The organism is Synechococcus sp. R55.8, from assembly GCF_047461895.1.
GTDB lineage: Bacteria > Cyanobacteriota > Cyanobacteriia > Thermostichales > Thermostichaceae > Thermostichus.
Window position 1 is genome coordinate 1 of sequence record NZ_JANSIB010000020.1, and the last position, 19000, is coordinate 19000.

The 19000-nt window shown below is 58.3% G+C and carries 19 protein-coding genes; 7 read left to right on the forward strand and 12 right to left on the reverse strand.

What is annotated here, in order from left to right; translation table 11 throughout:
* Positions 1-168: 168 nt before the first annotated feature.
* On the reverse strand, positions 169-1023 hold the full coding sequence (gene lpxC / locus NW829_RS03430) for a UDP-3-O-acyl-N-acetylglucosamine deacetylase (RefSeq protein ID WP_011434326.1): 855 nt from the start codon (positions 1021-1023) through the stop codon (positions 169-171).
* A 14-nt stretch (positions 1024-1037) separates the two neighbouring features.
* Entirely contained in the window at positions 1038-1610 is a 573-nt protein-coding gene (locus NW829_RS03435) for a hypothetical protein (RefSeq protein WP_414416446.1), read from the reverse strand.
* Between NW829_RS03435 and NW829_RS03440 the strand changes: the two genes are divergently transcribed.
* A complete protein-coding gene (locus NW829_RS03440; protein ID WP_414415919.1) occupies positions 1609-2508 on the forward strand; it encodes an RNA methyltransferase in 900 nt (299 codons plus the stop codon). The two genes, NW829_RS03435 and NW829_RS03440, sit on opposite strands and share 2 nt — an antisense overlap.
* Positions 2509-2638: 130 nt before the next feature.
* Here NW829_RS03440 and NW829_RS03445 read toward each other — a convergent pair whose 3' ends face one another.
* The 3 genes from NW829_RS03445 to pstS form a co-directional block, all read right to left on the reverse strand.
* A complete protein-coding gene (locus NW829_RS03445; protein ID WP_414382310.1) occupies positions 2639-3598 on the reverse strand; it encodes a DnaJ C-terminal domain-containing protein in 960 nt (319 codons plus the stop codon).
* A gap of 208 nt (positions 3599-3806) precedes the next feature.
* Positions 3807-5699: a molecular chaperone DnaK gene (gene dnaK / locus NW829_RS03450; protein ID WP_414398493.1), complete on the reverse strand. Its 1893-nt coding sequence runs from the start codon at positions 5697-5699 to the stop codon at positions 3807-3809.
* Between the two features lie 248 nt (positions 5700-5947).
* Positions 5948-7048 (reverse strand): phosphate ABC transporter substrate-binding protein PstS, encoded by a 1101-nt coding sequence (pstS, locus tag NW829_RS03455; protein ID WP_414416447.1) that lies wholly within the window; start codon positions 7046-7048, stop codon positions 5948-5950.
* Positions 7049-7495: 447 nt separating this feature from the next.
* On the opposite strand from pstS, the gene speA reads away from it, so the two are divergent.
* Entirely contained in the window at positions 7496-9418 is a 1923-nt protein-coding gene (gene speA / locus NW829_RS03460; RefSeq protein ID WP_414416448.1) for a biosynthetic arginine decarboxylase, read from the forward strand.
* A gap of 113 nt (positions 9419-9531) precedes the next feature.
* Here the strand turns inward: speA and NW829_RS03465 are convergent, their stop codons facing one another.
* From NW829_RS03465 to NW829_RS03485, 5 genes are all read right to left on the reverse strand, one after another.
* Positions 9532-9771, reverse strand: a complete 240-nt coding sequence (locus NW829_RS03465) for a hypothetical protein (RefSeq protein WP_414329398.1) — start codon at positions 9769-9771, stop codon at positions 9532-9534.
* A 1-nt stretch (position 9772) separates the two neighbouring features.
* Positions 9773-10147 (reverse strand): hypothetical protein, encoded by a 375-nt coding sequence (locus NW829_RS03470; protein WP_414416449.1) that lies wholly within the window; start codon positions 10145-10147, stop codon positions 9773-9775.
* A 70-nt stretch (positions 10148-10217) separates the two neighbouring features.
* A complete protein-coding gene (locus NW829_RS03475) occupies positions 10218-10463 on the reverse strand; it encodes a GlsB/YeaQ/YmgE family stress response membrane protein (RefSeq protein ID WP_414413597.1) in 246 nt (81 codons plus the stop codon).
* 529 nt (positions 10464-10992) lie between these two features.
* Positions 10993-12297, reverse strand: a complete 1305-nt coding sequence (locus NW829_RS03480) for a metallophosphoesterase family protein (RefSeq protein ID WP_414416450.1) — start codon at positions 12295-12297, stop codon at positions 10993-10995.
* Positions 12298-12420: 123 nt separating this feature from the next.
* Complete coding sequence (locus NW829_RS03485; protein ID WP_011434316.1) at positions 12421-12672, reverse strand: RNA recognition motif domain-containing protein; 252 nt, start codon at positions 12670-12672, stop codon at positions 12421-12423.
* A 377-nt stretch (positions 12673-13049) separates the two neighbouring features.
* Between NW829_RS03485 and NW829_RS03490 the strand changes: the two genes are divergently transcribed.
* The 4 genes from NW829_RS03490 to def all read left to right on the forward strand — a co-directional run bounded on the left by NW829_RS03490 (position 13050) and on the right by def (position 14603).
* Complete coding sequence (locus tag NW829_RS03490; RefSeq protein ID WP_041437678.1) at positions 13050-13226, forward strand: NblA/ycf18 family protein; 177 nt, start codon at positions 13050-13052, stop codon at positions 13224-13226.
* Complete coding sequence (locus tag NW829_RS03495) at positions 13226-13552, forward strand: DUF2499 domain-containing protein (protein WP_414350213.1); 327 nt, start codon at positions 13226-13228, stop codon at positions 13550-13552. Before NW829_RS03490 ends, NW829_RS03495 begins: the two co-directional genes overlap by 1 nt.
* Before the next feature lie 3 nt (positions 13553-13555).
* Positions 13556-13870 (forward strand): DUF3593 domain-containing protein, encoded by a 315-nt coding sequence (locus NW829_RS03500; protein ID WP_414350212.1) that lies wholly within the window; start codon positions 13556-13558, stop codon positions 13868-13870.
* Between the two features lie 142 nt (positions 13871-14012).
* Positions 14013-14603, forward strand: coding sequence for a peptide deformylase (gene def, locus NW829_RS03505; RefSeq protein ID WP_414416451.1), 591 nt, complete (start codon positions 14013-14015; stop codon positions 14601-14603).
* Positions 14604-14639: 36 nt separating this feature from the next.
* Here def and NW829_RS03510 read toward each other — a convergent pair whose 3' ends face one another.
* A complete protein-coding gene (locus NW829_RS03510) occupies positions 14640-14993 on the reverse strand; it encodes a hypothetical protein (RefSeq protein ID WP_414350209.1) in 354 nt (117 codons plus the stop codon).
* 199 nt (positions 14994-15192) lie between these two features.
* On the opposite strand from NW829_RS03510, the gene cbiD reads away from it, so the two are divergent.
* Positions 15193-16299, forward strand: a complete 1107-nt coding sequence (cbiD, locus tag NW829_RS03515) for a cobalt-precorrin-5B (C(1))-methyltransferase CbiD (RefSeq protein ID WP_414416452.1) — start codon at positions 15193-15195, stop codon at positions 16297-16299.
* A gap of 277 nt (positions 16300-16576) precedes the next feature.
* Here cbiD and NW829_RS03520 read toward each other — a convergent pair.
* Positions 16577-19000, reverse strand: a 2424-nt coding sequence (locus NW829_RS03520) for an ExeM/NucH family extracellular endonuclease (RefSeq protein WP_414416453.1), incomplete at its 5' end; no start/stop codon positions are given.

Here is a 19000-nt window from a genome sequence, read left to right on the forward strand (position 1 = left end):
AGGACGGCAGGCCAGAACTCAGCCAAAAGAGCACCCAGGGAGCTGCGGAAAGGAGGGGAATGAAGCGGATCCCACCCTGGGGATCCCCTTGAAGACAAGTGCTCCGCACCGCTCTCGCAACTGAGGATGGCAGGGTTGTTGCTGCGCAACCGGATCCCTTGCTCCCCCTCACTCTTCATGGATCAGCAGGGATCCACTCTTGAGCAACTGCTCGGCCAAACGGTGGTGCAGGGCATGGCCCGCCTTGTAGGCCACAATGTGCCCCTGCAGTCGGCAGCCCAGGAGGCTGAGATCTCCTAGTAAATCTATCAGCTTATGGCGCACCGGCTCATCTGGGTAGCGCAATGGCCCCAACCACTCGGTTTGGCTACAGACAATGGCATTTTCCAGGCTGCCCCCCTGGATTAGCCCCCGTTCCCGGGCCAGCTCCACATCCTGCTGGCGGGCGAAGGTGCGGGCCGGCGCAATGGACTGGACAAAATCCGGCCTGTTCTCCCTCCAGCTCAGCCACTGTTCTCCAATCGGGCAATCGGCAAAATCGATGCCATAGGTAAAGCGGGCTGTAGGATGGGGGAGGGCGCTGACAAAGGCTTCCCCCGCCCAGACAGTGACCGGTTCTTGGATCACCCCCAGCAGGGCTGGCTGATCTTGGGCCTGGATCCCGGCCTGGGCAATGGCCTCTACAAAGGGCAGGGCAGAGCCATCCAGAATCGGCAGCTCCGGCCCCTCCACCTCGATGCGGCAGTTGTCAATGCCCAGGATGTAAAGGGCGGCCAGCAGGTGTTCCACCGTCTGCACTTGAACAGAGGGGGATCCCTGCTGCAACAGGGTGCAGAGATGGGCAGGGGCCAGGGATCCCAACCGAGCCGGGATCTCAGGGGATCCCGGTTGATCCACCCGCACAAAAACCCGACCGCTGCCGGCAGGAGCTGGATGCAGACTGCAGCCAATTGGCAGGCCGGTGTGCAGGCCAACGCCTTCTAGGGCAATAGAGCTGGCTAAGGTGTGTTGCCGGCCTCTCATCGTGCTCCGCAGCGCTAGTGCAAACGCTCTTGGCCCTGGTCGAAAACGCGGTAATACAGCTCCCGATAGCCCACGCGCAGGTTGCTGCTGGCATCTGCCAACTTGGCTTTGTGGCTGCGGGTGCCGTAGGCGCTGAACACCTCGTAGGTATCTCCCTCAAAGAAAAAGGAAGAGACATCGGACACCTCTTCGCCCCCCAGCAACTGCCAGCGCCCCTGGCGAAACTGCAGCCGGTAGTGGGCTTTATCCAAGCTGCCGGAAGGACGGTCGATCATGGCGTCGATGCTGCCCTCGTAGAAGGGCTCTGCACCACCATCGTGAACCGACACCTCCACAGCGATATCTCGGTAACGGCAGTTGGGCCGGTTGCACAGGCGAATCGAGCGCATGACCTCGGCAATGGCTTCCAGCCGCTGCCGCGCCTCGGCCAGAGAAAACCGCTCTGAGTCGCTATCGCGAACGAGCTGGGGCGATACCTGAGCCGGCCCTGCCAGCGATGAAGGGGCAGCCAGCGCCGGGGATCCCCAGCAGCATCCCACCAACACCAGACAAATCAAGCTCAGCCAACAACGGTATGCGGATCCCATGGATGCAATCTATGACAAAATCAAGCTCCTCTTCTCTACTCTAGGCACTCTGGGGGATCCCAACCTGATGCCGATATTACCCCACTCTGGCCCTGAACAACTGGCGCAGGTACGGCTTGTATTGGTGCAGCCGGCTGGGCCGCGCAACCTCGGCGCCATTGCCCGCGTGATGAAAAACATGGGCTTCAGGCAGTGGGTGCTGGTGGATCCCCAATGCGATCCCCTCGATATGGAAGCGATCACCACAGCCGTGCATGGGGCAGACCTGCTCCATCAAGCCCGGAAGGTGCAAACTTTGCCCGAAGCCCTACAAGGGTGTGTGCAGGTTTTCGGGACAACGGGGCGCAGCCAAACCTACCCACCCGAATGGCAAATTCAGTCCCCCCGCCAAGCCTTTCCCGCTCTGCTGGCCGCCGGCCCTGCCGCCCTCGTGTTTGGCCCCGAAGATCGCGGCTTGAGCAACGAGGAGCTGGCCCTTTGCCATCGCCAGATCCAGATCCCCACCGATGCGACCTATCCCTCTTTAAACTTGGCCCAAGCCGTGGCCATTTGTTGCTATGAGCTGTACACCCTCGTCTGCCAGAGCCCTTCCCCTGCTCCTCCTATGCCCTCGCCTCAAAGGCTTGCCCCCTTCGAGCTGCTGGAGGGATTTTTCGACCACTTAGAAGCGCTGTTGCTGCAAATTGGCTACCTGCACCCCCACACAGCCCGCCGCAAAATGCTCAAGTTTCGCGCCCTGTTCCAGCGAGCCGGCCTGACCGTAGCCGAGGTGGCCTTGTTGCGCGGGATCCTGCGGCAACTGCAATGGAGCCAGGGATGCTCTCGTCAGGAACCTCTGGAAGCAAATGCAGCTCCCGTCCCGCCGACGCAACCAGATTCCAGCAGGACCCCATCTTGACCCCAAGGCTGGGCCTCCAGCCCCGCCCTACCGCTACCGGAAGCAAGCTAGAAGGGCGGCTTCCTGCTTTCAGGCGGCGCGGAGCGCTTGTCAAGAATCTTGAGGCTTTGGCCGTGGGAGAATATCAATGCTAGAGCTTAAGGGTGGCGCGGGGATCGTAGGATTGAACCCGCTGCAGCCTTTCGTAAAGTTCTCGCTCTTCTTCGGAGATCTGGGTGGGCAAATGGATCTGCACCACCACGTAAAAATCCCCCCGTTCTCCGTTGCCTTTGGGAAATCCCCTTTCCGCCAGCCGCAACTTTCGCCCCGGCTGCATGCCAGGTGGGATCCGCAGCTTCACCACCCCATCCAAGGTGGGCACCTCCACCTGGGCGCCCAAAACCGCTTCGCTGGGGCTGATGGGCAGATCGCAGTAAACGTCGAATCCCTCTAGGCGATAGAAGGGGTGGTCTTTCAGCTCAATTTTAAGGTACAGATCACCGGCACCGCCGTTGGGGTTGGGGTGGCCTTGGCCGCGCAGGCGAATCCGCTTCCCTGGCGTAATTCCCGGCGGGATGTTTACCTCGAGCACGCGATCCCCGCCCACCCGCAGGCGACGCTTGCCCCCCTCAAAAGCTTCTGGAATGCTGATCTGGATGGTGGCCTCAGCATCGTAACTGGTGTTGCCAGTGGATCCCGAAAATCCGCTGCTGCGGTCTGTGGTTTGGCTGCGCACCCGGCCCAGCAGTTGATCGATGAAGTCTTGAAAATCATCAAATTGGCTGAAATCGACGCCACTCCCCCCAAATCCGCTCCCCCCAAAGTCTTGGCTGAAGGGGCTGCTGCTGTAGGTGTAGGCATCGCGGCTGGAGCGAAACCCGCCCTGCTGATAGTATTGGCCAAATTGGTCGTATTGCCTGCGCTTGCTGGGATCCGAGAGAACTTCGTAGGCTTCGTTAATGTCTTTGAATTTCTCTTCAGCCGCTTTGTCGTTGGGGTTGACATCTGGGTGATACTTGCGGGCTAGGCGCCGATAGGCTTGTTTCACCTCATCGGCAGTGGCCGTTTTGCTGACCCCCAAAATCTTGTAGTAGTCCTTAAAGTTTTGCATGGAGGCGTCCGCAGGCAAATCGCTGAGAGTGGGCAGAAAACCACGAGGCTAGGCGTCCCCGGCAAGGGCTCCTTCCCTCCGACCTACTGAAGAAAATGAGGAGGCGGGCTAGACGCCATCGCCCATCCCGTCCCTCCTCATTATCGGCGCTACAAGTAAGGGCGGGATCCGCCCTGGGCCCGCGGCCCACGGAGGGATCCCTGAGCAGTCACTTGCTCTCGGTGAAGTCGGCATCGATCACATCATCGCTGCCGCCGGAGGTCTTCCCTGAGCCGGAAGCGGAGCTAGAGGAGGCCCCCGGCTGTTGATACAGCTCGCTGCTCATGGCGTAGAGAGCCTCTTGCAGCTCCCGCTCTTTGCTCTGGATGGCGCTGTCGTCCTCCCGCTGGATGGCCTCCCGCAGTTCTCGCACCAGAGTCTCGATTTGGCTGCGTTTGCTGGAGGAGATCTTGTCGCCCAACTCCTTCAACTGCCGCTCGGCTTGGTAGGCCAGCGAGTCGGCCTTGTTGCGGCGCTCAATTTTCTCCCGGCGGGCCCGGTCTTCGGCAGCGTATTTTTCTGCCTCAGCAATCATGCGCTCCACCTCTTTGCTATCCAAAGTAGAGGCGCCGGTGATGGAGATGCTCTGCTCTTTGCCGCTGCCTTTGTCTTTGGCCGTCACCTTGAGGATGCCGTTGGCGTCGATGTCGAAGGTGACCTCGATCTGCGGCACACCGCGGGGGGCCGGCGGGATCCCGTCCAGCTTGAAGCGGCCCAGAGATTTGTTGTCGCGGGCCAGCTCCCGCTCCCCTTGCACCACGTGGATTTCCACAGAGGTCTGCCCATCTTCGGCAGTGGAGAAGATCTCCGACTTGCGGGTGGGGATGGTGGTGTTGCGCGGGATCAGCTTGGTGGCCACGCCGCCCAGGGTTTCCACCCCCAAGGACAAGGGGGTGACATCCAGCAGCAGCACGTCTTTGACTTCGCCCGCCAGCACACCCGCTTGGATGGCCGCCCCAACCGCCACCACCTCATCGGGGTTGACACTTTGGTTGGGTTCTTTGCCCAGCAGCTCCCTCACCAGCCGCTGCACCGCCGGAATGCGGGTGGATCCCCCCACCAGCACCACTTCGTTGATGTCGGCCTTGGTGAGCTTGGCATCCCGCAGGGCTTGTTCCACCGGCCCCTTGCAGCGCTCCAGCAGGTCGGCACAGAGGTGTTCAAATTGAGCGCGGGAGAGCTTCAGCTCCAGGTGTTTGGGCCCATCGGCAGTGGCAGTGATGAAGGGCAGGTTGATGGTGGTTTCGGAAACGCTGGACAGCTCGATCTTGGCTTTTTCCGCGGCTTCCGTTAGCCGTTGCAGCGCCTGCCGGTCTTGCCGCAGGTCGATCCCTTCCATTTGCTTAAACTGCTCGGCCATCCAATCGACGATCTTCTTGTCGAAGTCATCGCCGCCCAACTGCGTATCGCCGCTGGTGGATTTCACCTCGAAAACGCCATCCCCCACTTCCAAGATGGACACATCGAAAGTGCCGCCGCCCAGGTCGAAGACGAGGATGGTCTCGTTGTTGCGCTTGTCCAAGCCGTAGGCCAAAGAGGCTGCCGTCGGCTCGTTGATGATGCGCAGCACTTCCAAACCGGCAATGCGGCCCGCATCTTTGGTGGCCTGCCGCTGCGAGTCATTAAAGTAAGCAGGAACCGTGATCACCGCTTGGGTGACCGGCTGGCCCAGGTAGCGGCTGGCATCATCCGCTAGCTTGCGCAGCACCATGGCCGAAATCTCTTCCGGCGCAAATTCCTTGTTCAGGCGGGGGGCGTATAACTTGACATTGCCCCGCTCATCCCGCCGCACCTGGTAGGAGACCCGCTTGGAGTCGGCATTCAGCTCATCGTACCTACGACCGATGAACCGCTTAACCGAGTAAAACGTGTTTTCCGGGTTGAGCACCGCTTGGCGGCGGGCCATTTGGCCCACCAGGCGCTCTCCATCTTTGGTGAAGGCGACCACCGAGGGTGTGGTGCGAGTACCCTCAGCATTGGCGATGACGGTGGGGACACCCCCCTCCATTACGGCGACAACCGAGTTGGTTGTGCCCAGGTCAATTCCTACAACTTTTCCCATCGGCTCCTTATTCTCCTCTTCTTGAGTACATTGCTTCGGTTACCGCCGCCAGCCTGTGTGAAGTAGCTTGGGCAGCCAATCTGTGAAAATCCGGCAGATGCTTGGTCACTTCCTGGGTCGATCCTAACCAGCTGGTTGGCGAGGCCAGGGCGAGAATGCCGCCCATTTCTCGGGGTTGAAAAGCGGACCCATTACGGATCTCCGTACCTGCTGTGTCCGGGCAAGCGGGATTGGTGCGGTTTTGGAACCTAGCTTTGAATGAGTTGCAGGGCTTCGAGGCTGCGGGCCACAACGGTTTCAGCCAGGGGAAGGTAACCCATAGTTTTGGCCAGGGATTGCCCTTCGGTGAGGGCCCAACGCAGCACGGCTTGCAAGGCAGCGGCCATGGCGGGATCCGAGTACCGGCGGTAGGTCAGGATCCAGGTGTAGGTGACGATGGGATACGCTCCAGAGCCGGCAGGATCCGGCACAAAAGCCCGCAGGTTTTCCGGCAGCTCAATTTCGCTCAAGGCCAGGGCCGAGGCTTCCGGGGAGGGGAGAATGAACTCGCCGCGGCGGTTCTCCAGAGCTGCCACCGACAGATCCAGCTCGCGGGCATAGACCGACTCCACGTAGCCGATCACCCCTTCGCTGAGGAGCATTTGGGCGCTCATGCCCTCGTTGCCCTTTACCCCAATGCCCACCGGCCACTCTAGCGACATGCCAACACCGATTTCTGAGGCCCAAGCCGGATCGATGGCGGCCAGGTGGCGGGTAAAGGTATCGGTGGTGCCGCTGCCATCGGAGCGGTAGCAGACGGTGATGGGCAGATCGGGAATGGTTAGCTCCGGGTTCAGGGCCAGGATCTCCGGATCCCGCCACTGGTCGATTTGGCCGCGAAAGATCTTCACCAAAACGGGTCGAGACAGCTTGAGTCCAGAAGGGATCCCCGGCAGGTTGTAGCCTACGGCAATGCTGCCTGCGGTCATCGGGATCATCACCACACCCCGCTTCACCTCGGCGATCTCGGCATCGGTCATGGCCACATCACTGGCGCCAAAGTCCACTGTCTGGTCAATAAATTGCCGGATCCCAGCGGCGCTGCCCACCGGTTGGAAATTGATCTCCACCTTGGGATCCACCTGGCGGTAATCGGAAAACCAGCGCAAGTAAAGAGGAGCCGGAAAGGTGGACCCGGCTCCGTTGATCAGCAAAACTTTGTCGGAGGACTGGCTGCCGGAGGCAGGAACGGGATCCCTGCCGCTGGGTTGGTCAGAACGGGATCCCCTTTGACAAGCACTCAAGGTAGCGCCGGTGGCCAATAAAGAAAGCAACACTTCTCGGCGACGGAAGCGGGGCAGTTGAGCCATGGTTCAGGTTCTCCGAGGTCACCGCCCCGATCCTTGTCTTGCCCACGGGGCCCTGTCAAGGGTTGCCGGCGAGAGCTCTTGGGATCCCGTGCGTGGCCCACTTTCCCCAGGTGGCTGTCTTTCCCTCTGCGCCATCCCCGTATTCCTCGCTACGCTTCCCAGCAAAACTCAGGATCCAACCCAAGTCCAGAAAGGAAAGACAGAAAATGGAGAATTCAAGAGAAAAACAAAGAAAAACAGCGCAAACAAGAGATTGAGCGAGCTGAGTTCTGCGGCAGTTGAATAGAGATCCTCAAGCTAAACCCTTGTCTGGCAAGGCTTAGCGGTTTTTGGGCCTGAGTCCCCCCGCATTGGAAAAACCTTGACATATTCTGGAATAGGGCAATATATTGTGGATTCTGTGCAGAAATCCTGCGCTGTTCACATCTCGGTATCTGGGGGACTACTATGCCGACTTTGACTCGTTCTCCCTGGACACTGCGAGACAGCGAAAAGCTCTATCGCATCTCAGGTTGGGGGGATCCCTACTTCCGTATCAACGCCGCCGGTCATGTGGAGGTGACCCCACAGGGCTTACAGCAGCAGGAACCGGGCATTGACCTGTACCACTTGGTGATGGATCTGGTGGCGCGGGGCCTGCAGTTGCCCCTCTTGATTCGCTTTCCCGAGATCGTGGCCGACCGCATGCGGCGGATTTGCGAGAGCTTTCAGCAGGCCATCCAGCGCTTTGGCTACCCCAACGTCTATCGGGGGGTTTACCCCGTTAAGGTGAACCAGCAGCGCCACCTGGTGGAGGAAGTGGTGAAGCACGGTCGCGCCTACCACTTTGGCCTGGAGGCGGGATCCAAACCGGAGCTGTTGATTGCCCTGGCTCTGCTGGATACTCCTGGGGCTTTGTTGATCTGCAACGGCTACAAAGACCGCGACTTTATGGAGACGGCTCTCTTGGCCCAGCGGCTGGGGCGCACACCCATCATCGTTTTGGAGCGGCTGCAAGAGCTGGAGCTGGCGCTGCAGGCTGCCGACCAACTGGGCATTGACCCCATCTTGGGGGTACGGGCCAAGCTCTCCGCCCAGGGCAGTGGACGCTGGGGCACCTCGGCTGGGGATCGGGCTAAGTTCGGCCTCACGGCCACCGAGATTTTGCAAGTGGTGGAACGGCTGCGGGAAGCGGGCAAGCTGCATTGTCTACGCCTGTTGCACTACCACATCGGCTCCCAGATCTCGATGGTGAGCGTGCATGGACGGGCCGTGCGGGAGGCCAGCCAAATCTACATCGAGCTGGTCAAGCTGGGGGCACCCATGGGCTACCTGGATATCGGCGGTGGCTTGGGGGTCGATTACGACGGATCCCAGTCCCCCAATCCTTTTTCCCAGAGCTACAGCATGGAGGACTACGCCGCCACCGTGGTGCAGACCGTGCTGACCGCCCTAGAACCCCACGGGATCCAGCCGCCGGTACTGGTGACCGAAAGCGGGCGCGCCCTGATGTCCCACCAGTCGGTGCTGGTGTTTGACGTGCAAGATGTCAACGCCGCCAGCCCCTACCCCATGCCCACCCAGCTTACTTCCGATGCAGAGGTGATCCAGAAGCTAAACCAGCTCTACTACCAAATCCAGCCCGATACTCTGGTGGTCAACTATCGCCGTTGTCAGGAGCTGAAGGAGGCCGCCCTGCGCCAGTTCACCGAGGGATCCCTCAGCTTGCAGGAGCGAGCTGAAGTGGAGCGGCTGTTCTGGAACTGCTCCGACAAGATCTGCACCTTGGCCTACGAGCAGCACCAAGCAGGGCACCCCGTGGCAGTGGATCTCCTGGATCTGGACGAGATGCTGGCCAGCATCTACTACGGCAATTTCTCCCTGTTCCAATCCCTGCCGGATAGCTGGGCCATCGACCAGGTCTTCCCCATCATGCCCATCCACCGTCTGGATGAGGAGCCACGCCAATGGGCCACCCTGGCCGATCTCACCTGCGACAGCGACGGCAAGATCAACCGCTTCTTTGGCGAAGACGGGCAAATCACCTCGGTTTTGCCGCTGCATGATCCTGACGGGCATCCCTACCTACTGGGGGTGTTTCTGGGGGGTGCCTACCAGGAGATCCTAGGGGATCTGCACAACCTGTTTGGCGATACCAACGCGGTGCATATCCGCTCCCGCCCCGGCGGCTACCACGTTTCCCAAGTCATCAAGGGGGACACCATCGGCGAGGTGCTGAGCTGGGTGCAGTACAACAGCGAAGATCTGGTGGAGACCCTCCACCACGCCACCGAGACCGCCCTGCAGCGAGGGCAGATCACGCTGGATCAAGCCCGCGCCTTGCAGCAGCACTTTGAAGACAATCTGCGGGCCTACACCTACTTGCACTGAAGGTGGTGTTCCTCGAAAAAATCCCTAAAACCAAACAGGGATCCCGGCCTAAAACCGGGATCCTTTTTGCTTCCAGATCAAACCAAATCAAAACCAGATCAAAAATTTGTCGATCACAGACGCACCGGACTGTCCAAAGCCAAGTTAATCGTTTGGTTAGGGCGCAACACCACGACTTGAGGTGCTGTGATATTGCCCACCGCCACTCCGGCTCCGGCTCCGCCAATGACCCCTAAGGCAGAAACGCCTCCTGTGAGCAAGCCCAGCACCGTACCCCCCACAGCACCAATGGCTGCATCTTGAGCAATCGCTTCGGCAGAATAGTGGCGCGGGTCTTTCTCAGTGTGGATCAAATCAGTGGATCAAATCAGAAGACATCTGCACCGAGTAAAGTCGCCCATTGGCAATCAAAGCTGTGCCGAAGAACCTGGCCCCTCCCTGAGTCGGTCGCAAGCTGCCTCGCACCTCGCTGCCTGCTGGGATTACCAATTGGCCGCTGCCGTTGTAGATGTCCTGGGCTACCCGCAGGGTAAGTGGGTGGGTGCTGTTGGGACTGAAGTACTGGGGCTCTTCTCCCTTGAAGCTTTGGATGGGAATGATGGTGCCCGGCTGCAGTTGGCGCACTCCCAAATCAAACAAGTGCTGGGCAGAAGCAGATGGCATTGTCAACAGACCCATGCTGGGGATGGCTAAGCCAATCATCGCTGCCGAAAGAACACGAATGCTCATAAAAATTCTCCGGTAAATGTTCGATCAAGATCCCAACGGAAACACAAGCCCTTGCGGGCCATCTTAAAGATCAAGCCCGACGAACAAAGCTAATTAACGCCAACAAAACCAAAGCCCCAACGGTAGCCATCAACAAACTTCCCAAAAGACCTGTGGCCGACAGGCCAAGCAAATCGAAGAGGAACCCGCCAAAAAATGCCCCGCAAACACCAACGATTATGTTGCCTATCAATCCAAATCCGTAACCGCGTCGAATATTCCCTGCCAGCCAACCCGCCAGGGCTCCGATCAAGAGAAACCAAAGGATACTGTCCATAGAACCTACTTCTCCATAGTATGCTGTTTCTACAGCATACCTATTGTTGTGAGAAAATAAATTCCCTGAGAACCAACCTTCTGTACACTTGGCACACTTGACGCCCACTTGACAAATTGGTAGCCTCTGCCGAGAACAGATCGTTATTTGTCTTTTAATATACAGACTCTGTAGATTTAATAGACTGACTCTATAGAAAAGAAGATGGGAATTTCATGAATGCTAGAAAGGGATCCCCTGCTTGCTGCAGCTTCACAATACCTAAACCTCAAACAAAAAAAGACTGGCAGTGTGAGGTCTACCAGTCTGAGTCAGTTCCCTGTGAGTGAGCTGATGCCGTCGTTGCCAACGTCTTCAACCCGATTCCCAGTTTGTGTTGCTTTTTGCCATTTCGAAGTGATTCAGATCACTTGAAACTTGAGGAGCCCGCAGCTTTGGCGAGCACTCCTGTCCTGATTTCTTCGTACAGGGATCCCCCATCCCCACCCCTATGAACCCTGAGGCGACAAAGGGAGCATCTCAAAACCAATCAAAACAAAGGCAACTGCTCCTCTTCCACTGGGGCAAGGCTTGAAGATCCCAGCTCCTCCCAGTTGGGGGCCCAGTCTTGTAAAGGATCCACATATTCCTCCAACAACTGACGGGCCGCGGCCAGCAAATCGTTGTGCAAGGGGGCCAGATCGCTGCGGTCGGCCAGATACTGCTCCAGAGCCGTCAGGGGCTCAAGTCGGCTGGGATCCCATCCCGGCAGACGGATGCGGCTGGGGCTGACCACTTCTGGGGCGATGGTGTAGCTAAAAGCAGGGGCAAGAGCGTTGTGCAGAGCCCGCTCATCAATGCACTCTAGCTGGTCGGGCCGTATGCGGTAGATCAACCGCAGGATGGAGCCGGCCACGGGGGCCTTGGCGATGGCGGCCAGCAGCTTGGACTGCACCTGCTGGGGTGGATCTGCGCTCAGATCCAGGCGAATGGTGTGAAAGGTACGGGTTGGCAGGGGCAAAAATTCATAGCTGGCCCCCGTAGGGGTGACTTCCACCAGCACACAGCCTTTTTCCTCTTTTTCTTCGCCAAAATCCACCCGCTCAATGCTGCCGGGATAGAGCATCAAGGGATCCCGACACAGCACCTGGTGACGGTGTACATGCCCCAAGGCAACATATTGATAGGCAGGCCGAGCCAGCAGCGAAAGGGGCACCGTAAATCCTCTGCCCACCGAAAGATGGCGTTCTGCTCCGTAGCGGGCTGTCTCCACCATGACGTGAGCCAACAAAATCGCCGGGATCCCTGGCTGCAGGGTGCGGATCTCCCCTTCTAGGGCTAGGCGGAGGCGCTGCAGGAGCTGATGCGCGAGGATTTCCCCTTCAAGCGCCAAGCTTTCCTGTTGGGCGAGTAGAGCAGAGCGACTCAGCCAAGGTAAAGTGGTCACCTGCACCGGGCCACCGCGAGTTTCGAGCCGATGAGTTTCCAGTCTGTCCCCCACAATAAAGCCTGAGACCCCCAAAGCGCGGTAGATAGCCAGGCTGTTGCCTCCCTGTCCCTGCCCGTACTGATCGTGGTTGCCCACCAACAGGACGGTTGGGATCCCTGCATCGGCCAGGCGGCGAAACTGTTGGGCAAAAAGCTCTTGATGGAGAGGGGGGGGTGTCGCATCGGGGAAAGCATCGCCCCCAAACAACACCAGATCCACCGCTTGGTTGAGAGCATGGTCAATGCACAAGCGCAAAGAAGCTACAAAATCTTCCAAACGGGTATTCAGGCCGGTAGCTGGGTTAATGTGGCCGTAGGCAAGACCACTGCCCAGATGAATGTCGGAAAGATGTAGCAACCTTACCATCTTGGGCGCTCTTGGAGACTTTGCAGCTCTCCCATCTGTTGGGATAAACCTTGCCGTTCGCGTTAGCGGGACGGAGTCCTTTGGTTGTCCAGAATGGCAAACCCAGGGTTGAACAATCTTTGCTTAGGCTTGGCGGCGGGGCCTGGCTCGATCCAAACGCAGAGGCCGGCCCATGAATTCCTGCCCGTTCGCGCTCTCGATGGCTTCGTCCTCCTCAGCTTCGGTTGCCAGATCCACAAACGCGAAGCCTCGTGTCTGACCTGTCTCTCGGTCTATCGGGATTGTAACCGACTTAACGTTCCACCTCTGCTGGAAGAAAGCTTTTAGTTCTTCTGTTGAGGCTTTATAGTTTAGGTTCCCCACAAAAATGGTCATGGCAATTCAAGCAAAGTAAGTCACCAATCAGCAAGGGTGGCAACAAAGCTCCAGAGTACTTCACTTCTATCATGGAGCCCTGCCGAATCGCCGAACATGACGGGATGTAAAGGGATCCCTGCCGGAAAATCTTCCCCCTTCCCCATCCAAAATGCACCTTTGTCCAACTTGACGGGCCTGTACTTTTTCTGCCACTGGGTTGAGGTTCTCTGCCCTCGCCTCGGCCAAGCTCCCTTCCGGCACGTCGAGATCCGGCATCTTGTCACGTTGTTGCGATTTGTTAAGATATGTATTATCCTGCTTGCACTACCTGGCCAGATCTGCGCTGTTGGAACTCTTTGCAGACCTCTCTACCTGAGCACCCTGAGGTGATAATGATGGATGAAACGCTAGAGCTCTCTTTGGAGCAGCAATTTCGCCAGCGGGCTTTCGAGACCTTGGTTTCTCGCATGAGCCCCGAGCAGGCCAAAGACATTTTGGTCAAACTGCACAAGCAAATGCTGTTGCAGGAGGCCACTTACCGCCAACTGCTGCGTCATTCCCTCAGCGCCTGATGCACGCCCTTTCGCTTCCCACCTGGTGGATTCACATTGCCAGCGTCTTGGAGTGGATCGCTGCTATTGTGCTCGTGTGGCAATTTGGGGAGCGGGTGGGCCAGCCCGAATGGCGAAGTTTGAGCTGGGCGATGCTGCCTGCTTTGTCGGGGGCAATGTGCGCAATCACCTGGCACTGGTTTGACAACGACCCCAAGTTAGACTGGGTGGTCACTGCACAGGCCAGCTTCACCTTGCTGGGCAACTGTACCCTGGCTTGGGCTGCCTACCGCATTTGGCGAGCTGAAAGGGTGGATGAGCCTGCACAGGAGGGGGATCCCGACTAGGCGATGAACAGTTTATTTGCCCTCTCTCTGCTCCCTTACTTGGTCTTTTTATTCTTTCTGTCGCGGCTGCGCCGGATCCCACGTTTGGCTTTGGTTGGATTTTGGCTGTTGTTGCTTTTTGTGGCCGTCAGCATCCCGGCAGGGCTGTACGCTCAGATGCACTACGGCACTTCCTTGGCCAATGTGGATCCCTTGCATGGAGGGGCAGAGGCTTTTCTCACCCTCTCCAATATTTTGGTGGCCTTGGGCTTTAAGCAGGGAATTGACCAACAGGCCCAACGACTTCCAGAGGCTGGCGACGGCAACCCTGAGCCATGATCATCCCAAACAGGTCCCTACCCCCTCTTCAAAATCAAAAAGGAGAAGAGAGTTAGGCAACAGTGGTTTCGGCGCAACTGGGACTGAATGTAGAATAGGGATCCAGGCCTGATACCTGCTGTTATTCTGTGAGATCTGCCAGATGGTGGCTACCCTTTCTGTTGCTGTTCCCAAAGTGAAGCTGAAGCATCCGCCCCTGCACATTTATCGCATGGGGGACAAGGTGCTGCGGCAGCCGGCCAAGCGCATCAGCCAGGTCAACGACGAGATCCGCCAGCTTGCCCGGGACATGCTGCAGACCATGTACAGCTTTGATGGGATTGGTCTGGCGGCTCCGCAGGTTGGCATTCCCAAGCGCATGATTGTGGTGGATCTTTATCCCGATAAGCCGGAGGTGCCACCGCTGGTGCTGATCAACCCGGAGATTCGCGAGTACATTGGCGAGGCCGTTGCCGGGCAGGAGGGTTGTCTAAGCATTCCGGGGGTGTTTTGCGAGGTCGTGCGCCCAGAAGGGATTGTGGTTTCGTTTAAGGATGAAACGGGGCGGCCCCGCACCCTTCGAGCCGACGATTTGCTGGCGCGGGTGATCCAACACGAAATCGACCACCTCAACGGCGTGTTGTTTGTGGATCACGTGGAAAACGAGCTGGTGCTGGATCAAGAGCTGCGCAAGCACGGCTTCCAGATGCAGGATGTGCAACGCAAAGGCAAGCCCTCTGCTGCCCCCCGCTGAAGCCTTGCTAGATGAGTGTCAGTTTAGTGGTTTAGTCTAGTGTTGCAAGCGCTGGGCCAAGAGCTGCTCTTCCAGAGCGGCAATACGGTTGTAGGCAGCGGTTAACTGGGCACTCAGGCGCTGTATTTGGGCTTCGGGGGCCAGCTCATGCCCCATGCTGCGGTTGCTCACCACGGTGGGTTCATCATCCAGCAGGAAGTTGTGGCTGCCATCTTCCACCAAGTCTGAGATTAGAACGCTGTAACGGGAGGGGGCGGGGGTGTTTTTTTTGGCTTCCTGGGTAGCCAGGAGAACAGCCACCACCTGCTCGGGCATCCGCTCGATGGCAGCTTTTAGCTCCTGTATTTGCGACTCCAGACGCTCAAGGTAGTGCTGCACTGCTTCGCTCATAGCTGCCCCAGTTTTCGACTACCTTCATTGAAAAAGGCAAATTTCGGATCCCCTCTTCTTCCCCCAGATCATTTAACGATTGCTTCCGGGGGGTGTTCTCTGAAACTCAGGGGTTCCCTCGCAAGCCAGAATTGAGGTGCGCCTTTTCCGGAGATTTTGGTTTTCCGGTCATCCATTTCCGAAGCAAAAAGCTGTGCAGATGCAGGATGCTGTTCAGGGATCCCGACCGCGGGGCTACACCTTGCCGGTTTTCGCCGTTGCTTCGGCCAGGGCTGCTCTTCACCACCTTCTGGGGATCCCTTTGGAGAAGGAAGGGGGGCGCTTGGCGATTGCGGTGCAGGCTGAGCCCCGGTCCCTTGAGGCTTGGATCCGGATCCCAGTGGAGCAGGTAGCTGCCTTGGAGAAGACAACAGCTCTGGCCATTACCCGCTCGGATCCCGGCCCCCACCTGGATCTCACCCGCGACACGCCGGTCTGGGCTTGGGCCAGGCTAGAGGATAGGGATCCCGAGGATCCCCCCTTGATCTTGGAAGCCGGGGAAGGGCTGGGGCGGCAAGCCGATGGCAGCCCGGCCATTTATGCCTATGCCCGCCGTTTGTTTGAGATCAATCTTTTGCCCAGGATCCCCCCCGATTGCCGGTTGCGGGTTCGCATTATCTTACCTGAAGGAAAGCTGCTGGCCGAGCGCACCTCCAATGCCGCTTTTGGGGTGCTGGAAGGGCTGGCCCTGTTGGGAACGCGGGCGGAGGTGGAGCCTTCCTCAAGTGTTGAGAGCTTAGAGCAAGCCCGCCAAGAGCTGCAACAAAAGTTGGAGCGGCACAAGCATTTGATCTTTTGCGTGGGCAGCCATGGGCAGCAGGTGGCGCTGCGGCAAGGGATCCCGGAAGACCAGATCCTGCGAGTAGCCAATTGGATAGGGCCGTTGCTGGTGGAAGCGGCGCTGCGGGGGGCGGAGTCCATTCATTTGATCGGCTACCACGGCAAGCTGATCAAGCTGGCAGGGGGGATCTTCACCACTTCCAGCCACGTGGCCGATGCCCGCTTGGAAATTCTGGCGGCAGCCCTGATCCGGCGTGGGGGAACGGCAGAACAGGCGCGGCAGGTGTTGGAGTTGCGGACAGTAGAGGCAGCGGTGCACTATCTGGATGGCCTTGGCTGGGCAGCACCCGTGATGGAGGAGTTGGCCCGTCAAATCCTGGAGCGAGCCGCAGGCTATGTGCAAAAGTATGCCGGTCGATCCCTGCTGTTGGCGGTGACGTTGTTCGACCGACAGGGGCAAATCTGCGCCCAGGTGGGGATCCCATAATGAGGTCATTTCGATTGAGACGAGGACATTGCAATCCCCCCGGATCCTCAACCATTTTTCTCCCGAAGTGTCTTAAGCGCTCCGTGCCGCCAAAGGCAACCACCCCCGGCTCCTCTCCCTTTAGTCCGTGCTCCAAAAGTCAATCCCTCTGCTCGAAACCCGCTGAGCAACGGTGGATCCCGGCCAAGACCACATAGGAGAGCGTTACGGCTGAGGAAGCAGATCCACTTTCCCAGCCACTGCCAATCAGACTCAGGTTGGCACTAGGATCCCACACCTAGTTCCCGGAGATGTTGACACTATCCACCTGCCAGCGAGTGGCCGAGCCGGAAGCTGTACCAGAAGAGCGATAGCGGAAGGCAATGTAAACACGGTTGGAAGGCTGGATCCCAGCCAGAGAAATCGGGCCGGAGTCGACGAAGCTGCCCGTAGAGAGAGTGGGAATCGTCAGAGCAGTCCAAGTGGCTGCATTCACTGCCGCTGGAGTGCCTGCACCGCTGTAGTTGGTGGAGTAAAGAACGCTTAGTTGTTGCGAAGGAGGAAGGCCGTTATCGCTAAAAGAACTCCGATTGCGGAAGGTCAGAACTGGGTTGCTGACGGAAGCCAGGTTCAGAGGAGGAGTGATCAGCCAGTCATTACCCGGTTGCTGACCGTTGAAAGCGTTGGCCTCGGCAAGGGAGTTGACACAACGCCAGGAACGACTGGTGTCGCCGTCCACATCCACAATCTGCCAGCCGGCTGGAGCAGGGTTGCAGTTATCAAAGCCTTCAGTCAAACGCAGGTTAACGGAAGGAGTAGTTGGTGTCGGTGTGGGCGTCGGCGTCGGTGTGGGCGTCGGTGTCTGGGTGGGCGTCGGCGTCGGTGTTGGGGCCGGAGTCAGGTTCAAGCCAACGAGCACCGGATCGTGGTCGGAAGAGCGGAAGGGATCGCTGGCGTAGAATAGGCTCTGCTGAGAGGGACTCTTGAAGCTCAGGGTGTAGTCCAAGCTCACGGGCTCATCAGCGTTGATGTGCCACTTAGCTGAGCCTGTAACTTGGGGTCTCAGACTGCTGTTGGCCAGGGCATGATCCAGAGATCCCCACTGTCCTTGGAAGCTAAAGGAGTAGCTGTTGGAGCCATTGAGGTTGATGAACCCGCCCGCCTCCAGAGTTTTGATCGGATCCTCCATAGCGTAGGAGTTGAGATCCCCCATAATCAACACATCCGGATCGGTGGAGCCAGTTGGATTGGTGGCGAGCCAGCTCAAGAGTTGCTGAGCGGCCCGGGTGCGGTTGCCGTTGCAATTGCCTTGGAAGGGATCGTTGTCAATAGGATCGCAGGGAGAACCCTTGGACTTGAAGTGGTTGACCACAACAGTGAAGGTGGCGTTGTTGCTCCGCTGCCGGAAGGTTACAGCCAGAGGAGGACGATGGAAGCGTCCGGGGCCTTGGGTGAATTCCCCTGTGTCCAGGAAGGCCGGGTTAGTGCCGGGGGCAATTTCAACCGTAGCTGGCTTGTAGATAAAGCCGTTGGTGATGGCATCGCCGCCCAGGTTGGGCACTCCAACATTCACAAAGGCGTAGGTTCCTGCCCCCATGACCTGGTTGAGCCCGTTCACCAAATCCTGAATGGAACTATTCGAACCGTATCCATCGTTTTCTAACTCGTTGAGGCCTACGATATCGGCATCCATGCGGCGAATAGCCTCGATGAGCTTATCCCGCTGGCGGGTGAACTCGGTGGCGTTGCTGGCTCCCCGACAGGAGGAGTTATTGGGGAAGCAGGCGTTGCCGAAGGTGTTGAAGTAGTTGAACAGGTTAAAGCTAGCTACCCTCAGGGAGCCCCCTACTGAGGGTGGGTTTTGCGGGCGAGGGTTGGTGGCTGTAAACCTGGGCAAGTTGTTGGGATCATTGGGGTGGATACGGTAGTCGATGGTCGCATCCACATCGCCACTGACATTCCGGCCTCGCAACTGGGTCATGATCCCGGTGATGTTGCTGACGCGATCGCCGCCGCGCACAGTGTTAGCCGCGCTCAGGCCACCCGGAGTGGGGTAGATAACCGGATCTGGGTTTTGGGTGAGCAGCCGGTCATCAATGCGAATCCGCTTTCGGTCGTTTTCCGCTTGAATGGCAGCTGCCTGGCTGGGAGCCGCAATTTGCGTAGGAGTGAACAACCGCTCTGTGGCCACACTCAGCTCCCCGTGGCGTCCCAGCAAGAAGGAGTCGGTTACAAACAGGGGCTGATTTCCAAATGTGACCAGCATTCCTTCCAGAGCTTCCCTTTGCTCCGCGGTCAGCGGTAGAGAGATCTGCACTGGGGCCGGCAACGGATTGTCAGAGCTACAGACAGTAAAGCTGGTGACGTTGGAGAGCTGGGTTTGCTGGCGGAACTCAGCAACCGTTCCGGTCACCTGAACCCTATCCCCAAGCCTGACGTTATTAGCTGTGCCACTGAAAACGAAGATGCCATCTGATGTGGCGGGATTCCCGTCACCATCATCTTGTAGGTAGTAGCCCTGGAGATAGGTTTGGCCAGCCACCCCCTCATTTTCAAAGTCTCCTACTACGATTCCAGAAACCGTGACTGTTTGGTTCACCAGGGGGGAAGTGAAGCCAGTGCCCTGGACAGTGCCAACTGGGATCAGGTTGGCGTTGGGATCACAGCCTCCCGGCGTGGGCGTCGGTGTTGGCGTGGCTGTGGGTGTTGAAGTCGGGGTCGG

What these genes read in the sequence shown, in the direction of transcription:
- lpxC (WP_011434326.1), bottom strand. Translation starts at nt 1,023, where the DNA reads ATGAGAGGCCGGCAACACACCTTAGCCAGCTCTATTGCCCTAGAAGGC.
- NW829_RS03440 (WP_414415919.1), top strand. Translation starts at nt 1,609, where the DNA reads ATGGATGCAATCTATGACAAAATCAAGCTCCTCTTCTCTACTCTAGGC.
- NW829_RS03435 (WP_414416446.1), bottom strand. Translation starts at nt 1,610, where the DNA reads ATGGGATCCGCATACCGTTGTTGGCTGAGCTTGATTTGTCTGGTGTTG.
- NW829_RS03445 (WP_414382310.1), bottom strand. Translation starts at nt 3,598, where the DNA reads ATGCAAAACTTTAAGGACTACTACAAGATTTTGGGGGTCAGCAAAACG.
- dnaK (WP_414398493.1), bottom strand. Translation starts at nt 5,699, where the DNA reads ATGGGAAAAGTTGTAGGAATTGACCTGGGCACAACCAACTCGGTTGTC.
- pstS (WP_414416447.1), bottom strand. Translation starts at nt 7,048, where the DNA reads ATGGCTCAACTGCCCCGCTTCCGTCGCCGAGAAGTGTTGCTTTCTTTA.
- speA (WP_414416448.1), top strand. Translation starts at nt 7,496, where the DNA reads ATGCCGACTTTGACTCGTTCTCCCTGGACACTGCGAGACAGCGAAAAG.
- NW829_RS03470 (WP_414416449.1), bottom strand. Translation starts at nt 10,147, where the DNA reads ATGAGCATTCGTGTTCTTTCGGCAGCGATGATTGGCTTAGCCATCCCC.
- NW829_RS03475 (WP_414413597.1), bottom strand. Translation starts at nt 10,463, where the DNA reads ATGGACAGTATCCTTTGGTTTCTCTTGATCGGAGCCCTGGCGGGTTGG.
- NW829_RS03480 (WP_414416450.1), bottom strand. Translation starts at nt 12,297, where the DNA reads ATGGTAAGGTTGCTACATCTTTCCGACATTCATCTGGGCAGTGGTCTT.
- NW829_RS03485 (WP_011434316.1), bottom strand. Translation starts at nt 12,672, where the DNA reads ATGACCATTTTTGTGGGGAACCTAAACTATAAAGCCTCAACAGAAGAA.
- NW829_RS03490 (WP_041437678.1), top strand. Translation starts at nt 13,050, where the DNA reads ATGGATGAAACGCTAGAGCTCTCTTTGGAGCAGCAATTTCGCCAGCGG.
- NW829_RS03495 (WP_414350213.1), top strand. Translation starts at nt 13,226, where the DNA reads ATGCACGCCCTTTCGCTTCCCACCTGGTGGATTCACATTGCCAGCGTC.
- NW829_RS03500 (WP_414350212.1), top strand. Translation starts at nt 13,556, where the DNA reads ATGAACAGTTTATTTGCCCTCTCTCTGCTCCCTTACTTGGTCTTTTTA.
- def (WP_414416451.1), top strand. Translation starts at nt 14,013, where the DNA reads ATGGTGGCTACCCTTTCTGTTGCTGTTCCCAAAGTGAAGCTGAAGCAT.
- NW829_RS03510 (WP_414350209.1), bottom strand. Translation starts at nt 14,993, where the DNA reads ATGAGCGAAGCAGTGCAGCACTACCTTGAGCGTCTGGAGTCGCAAATA.
- cbiD (WP_414416452.1), top strand. Translation starts at nt 15,193, where the DNA reads ATGCAGGATGCTGTTCAGGGATCCCGACCGCGGGGCTACACCTTGCCG.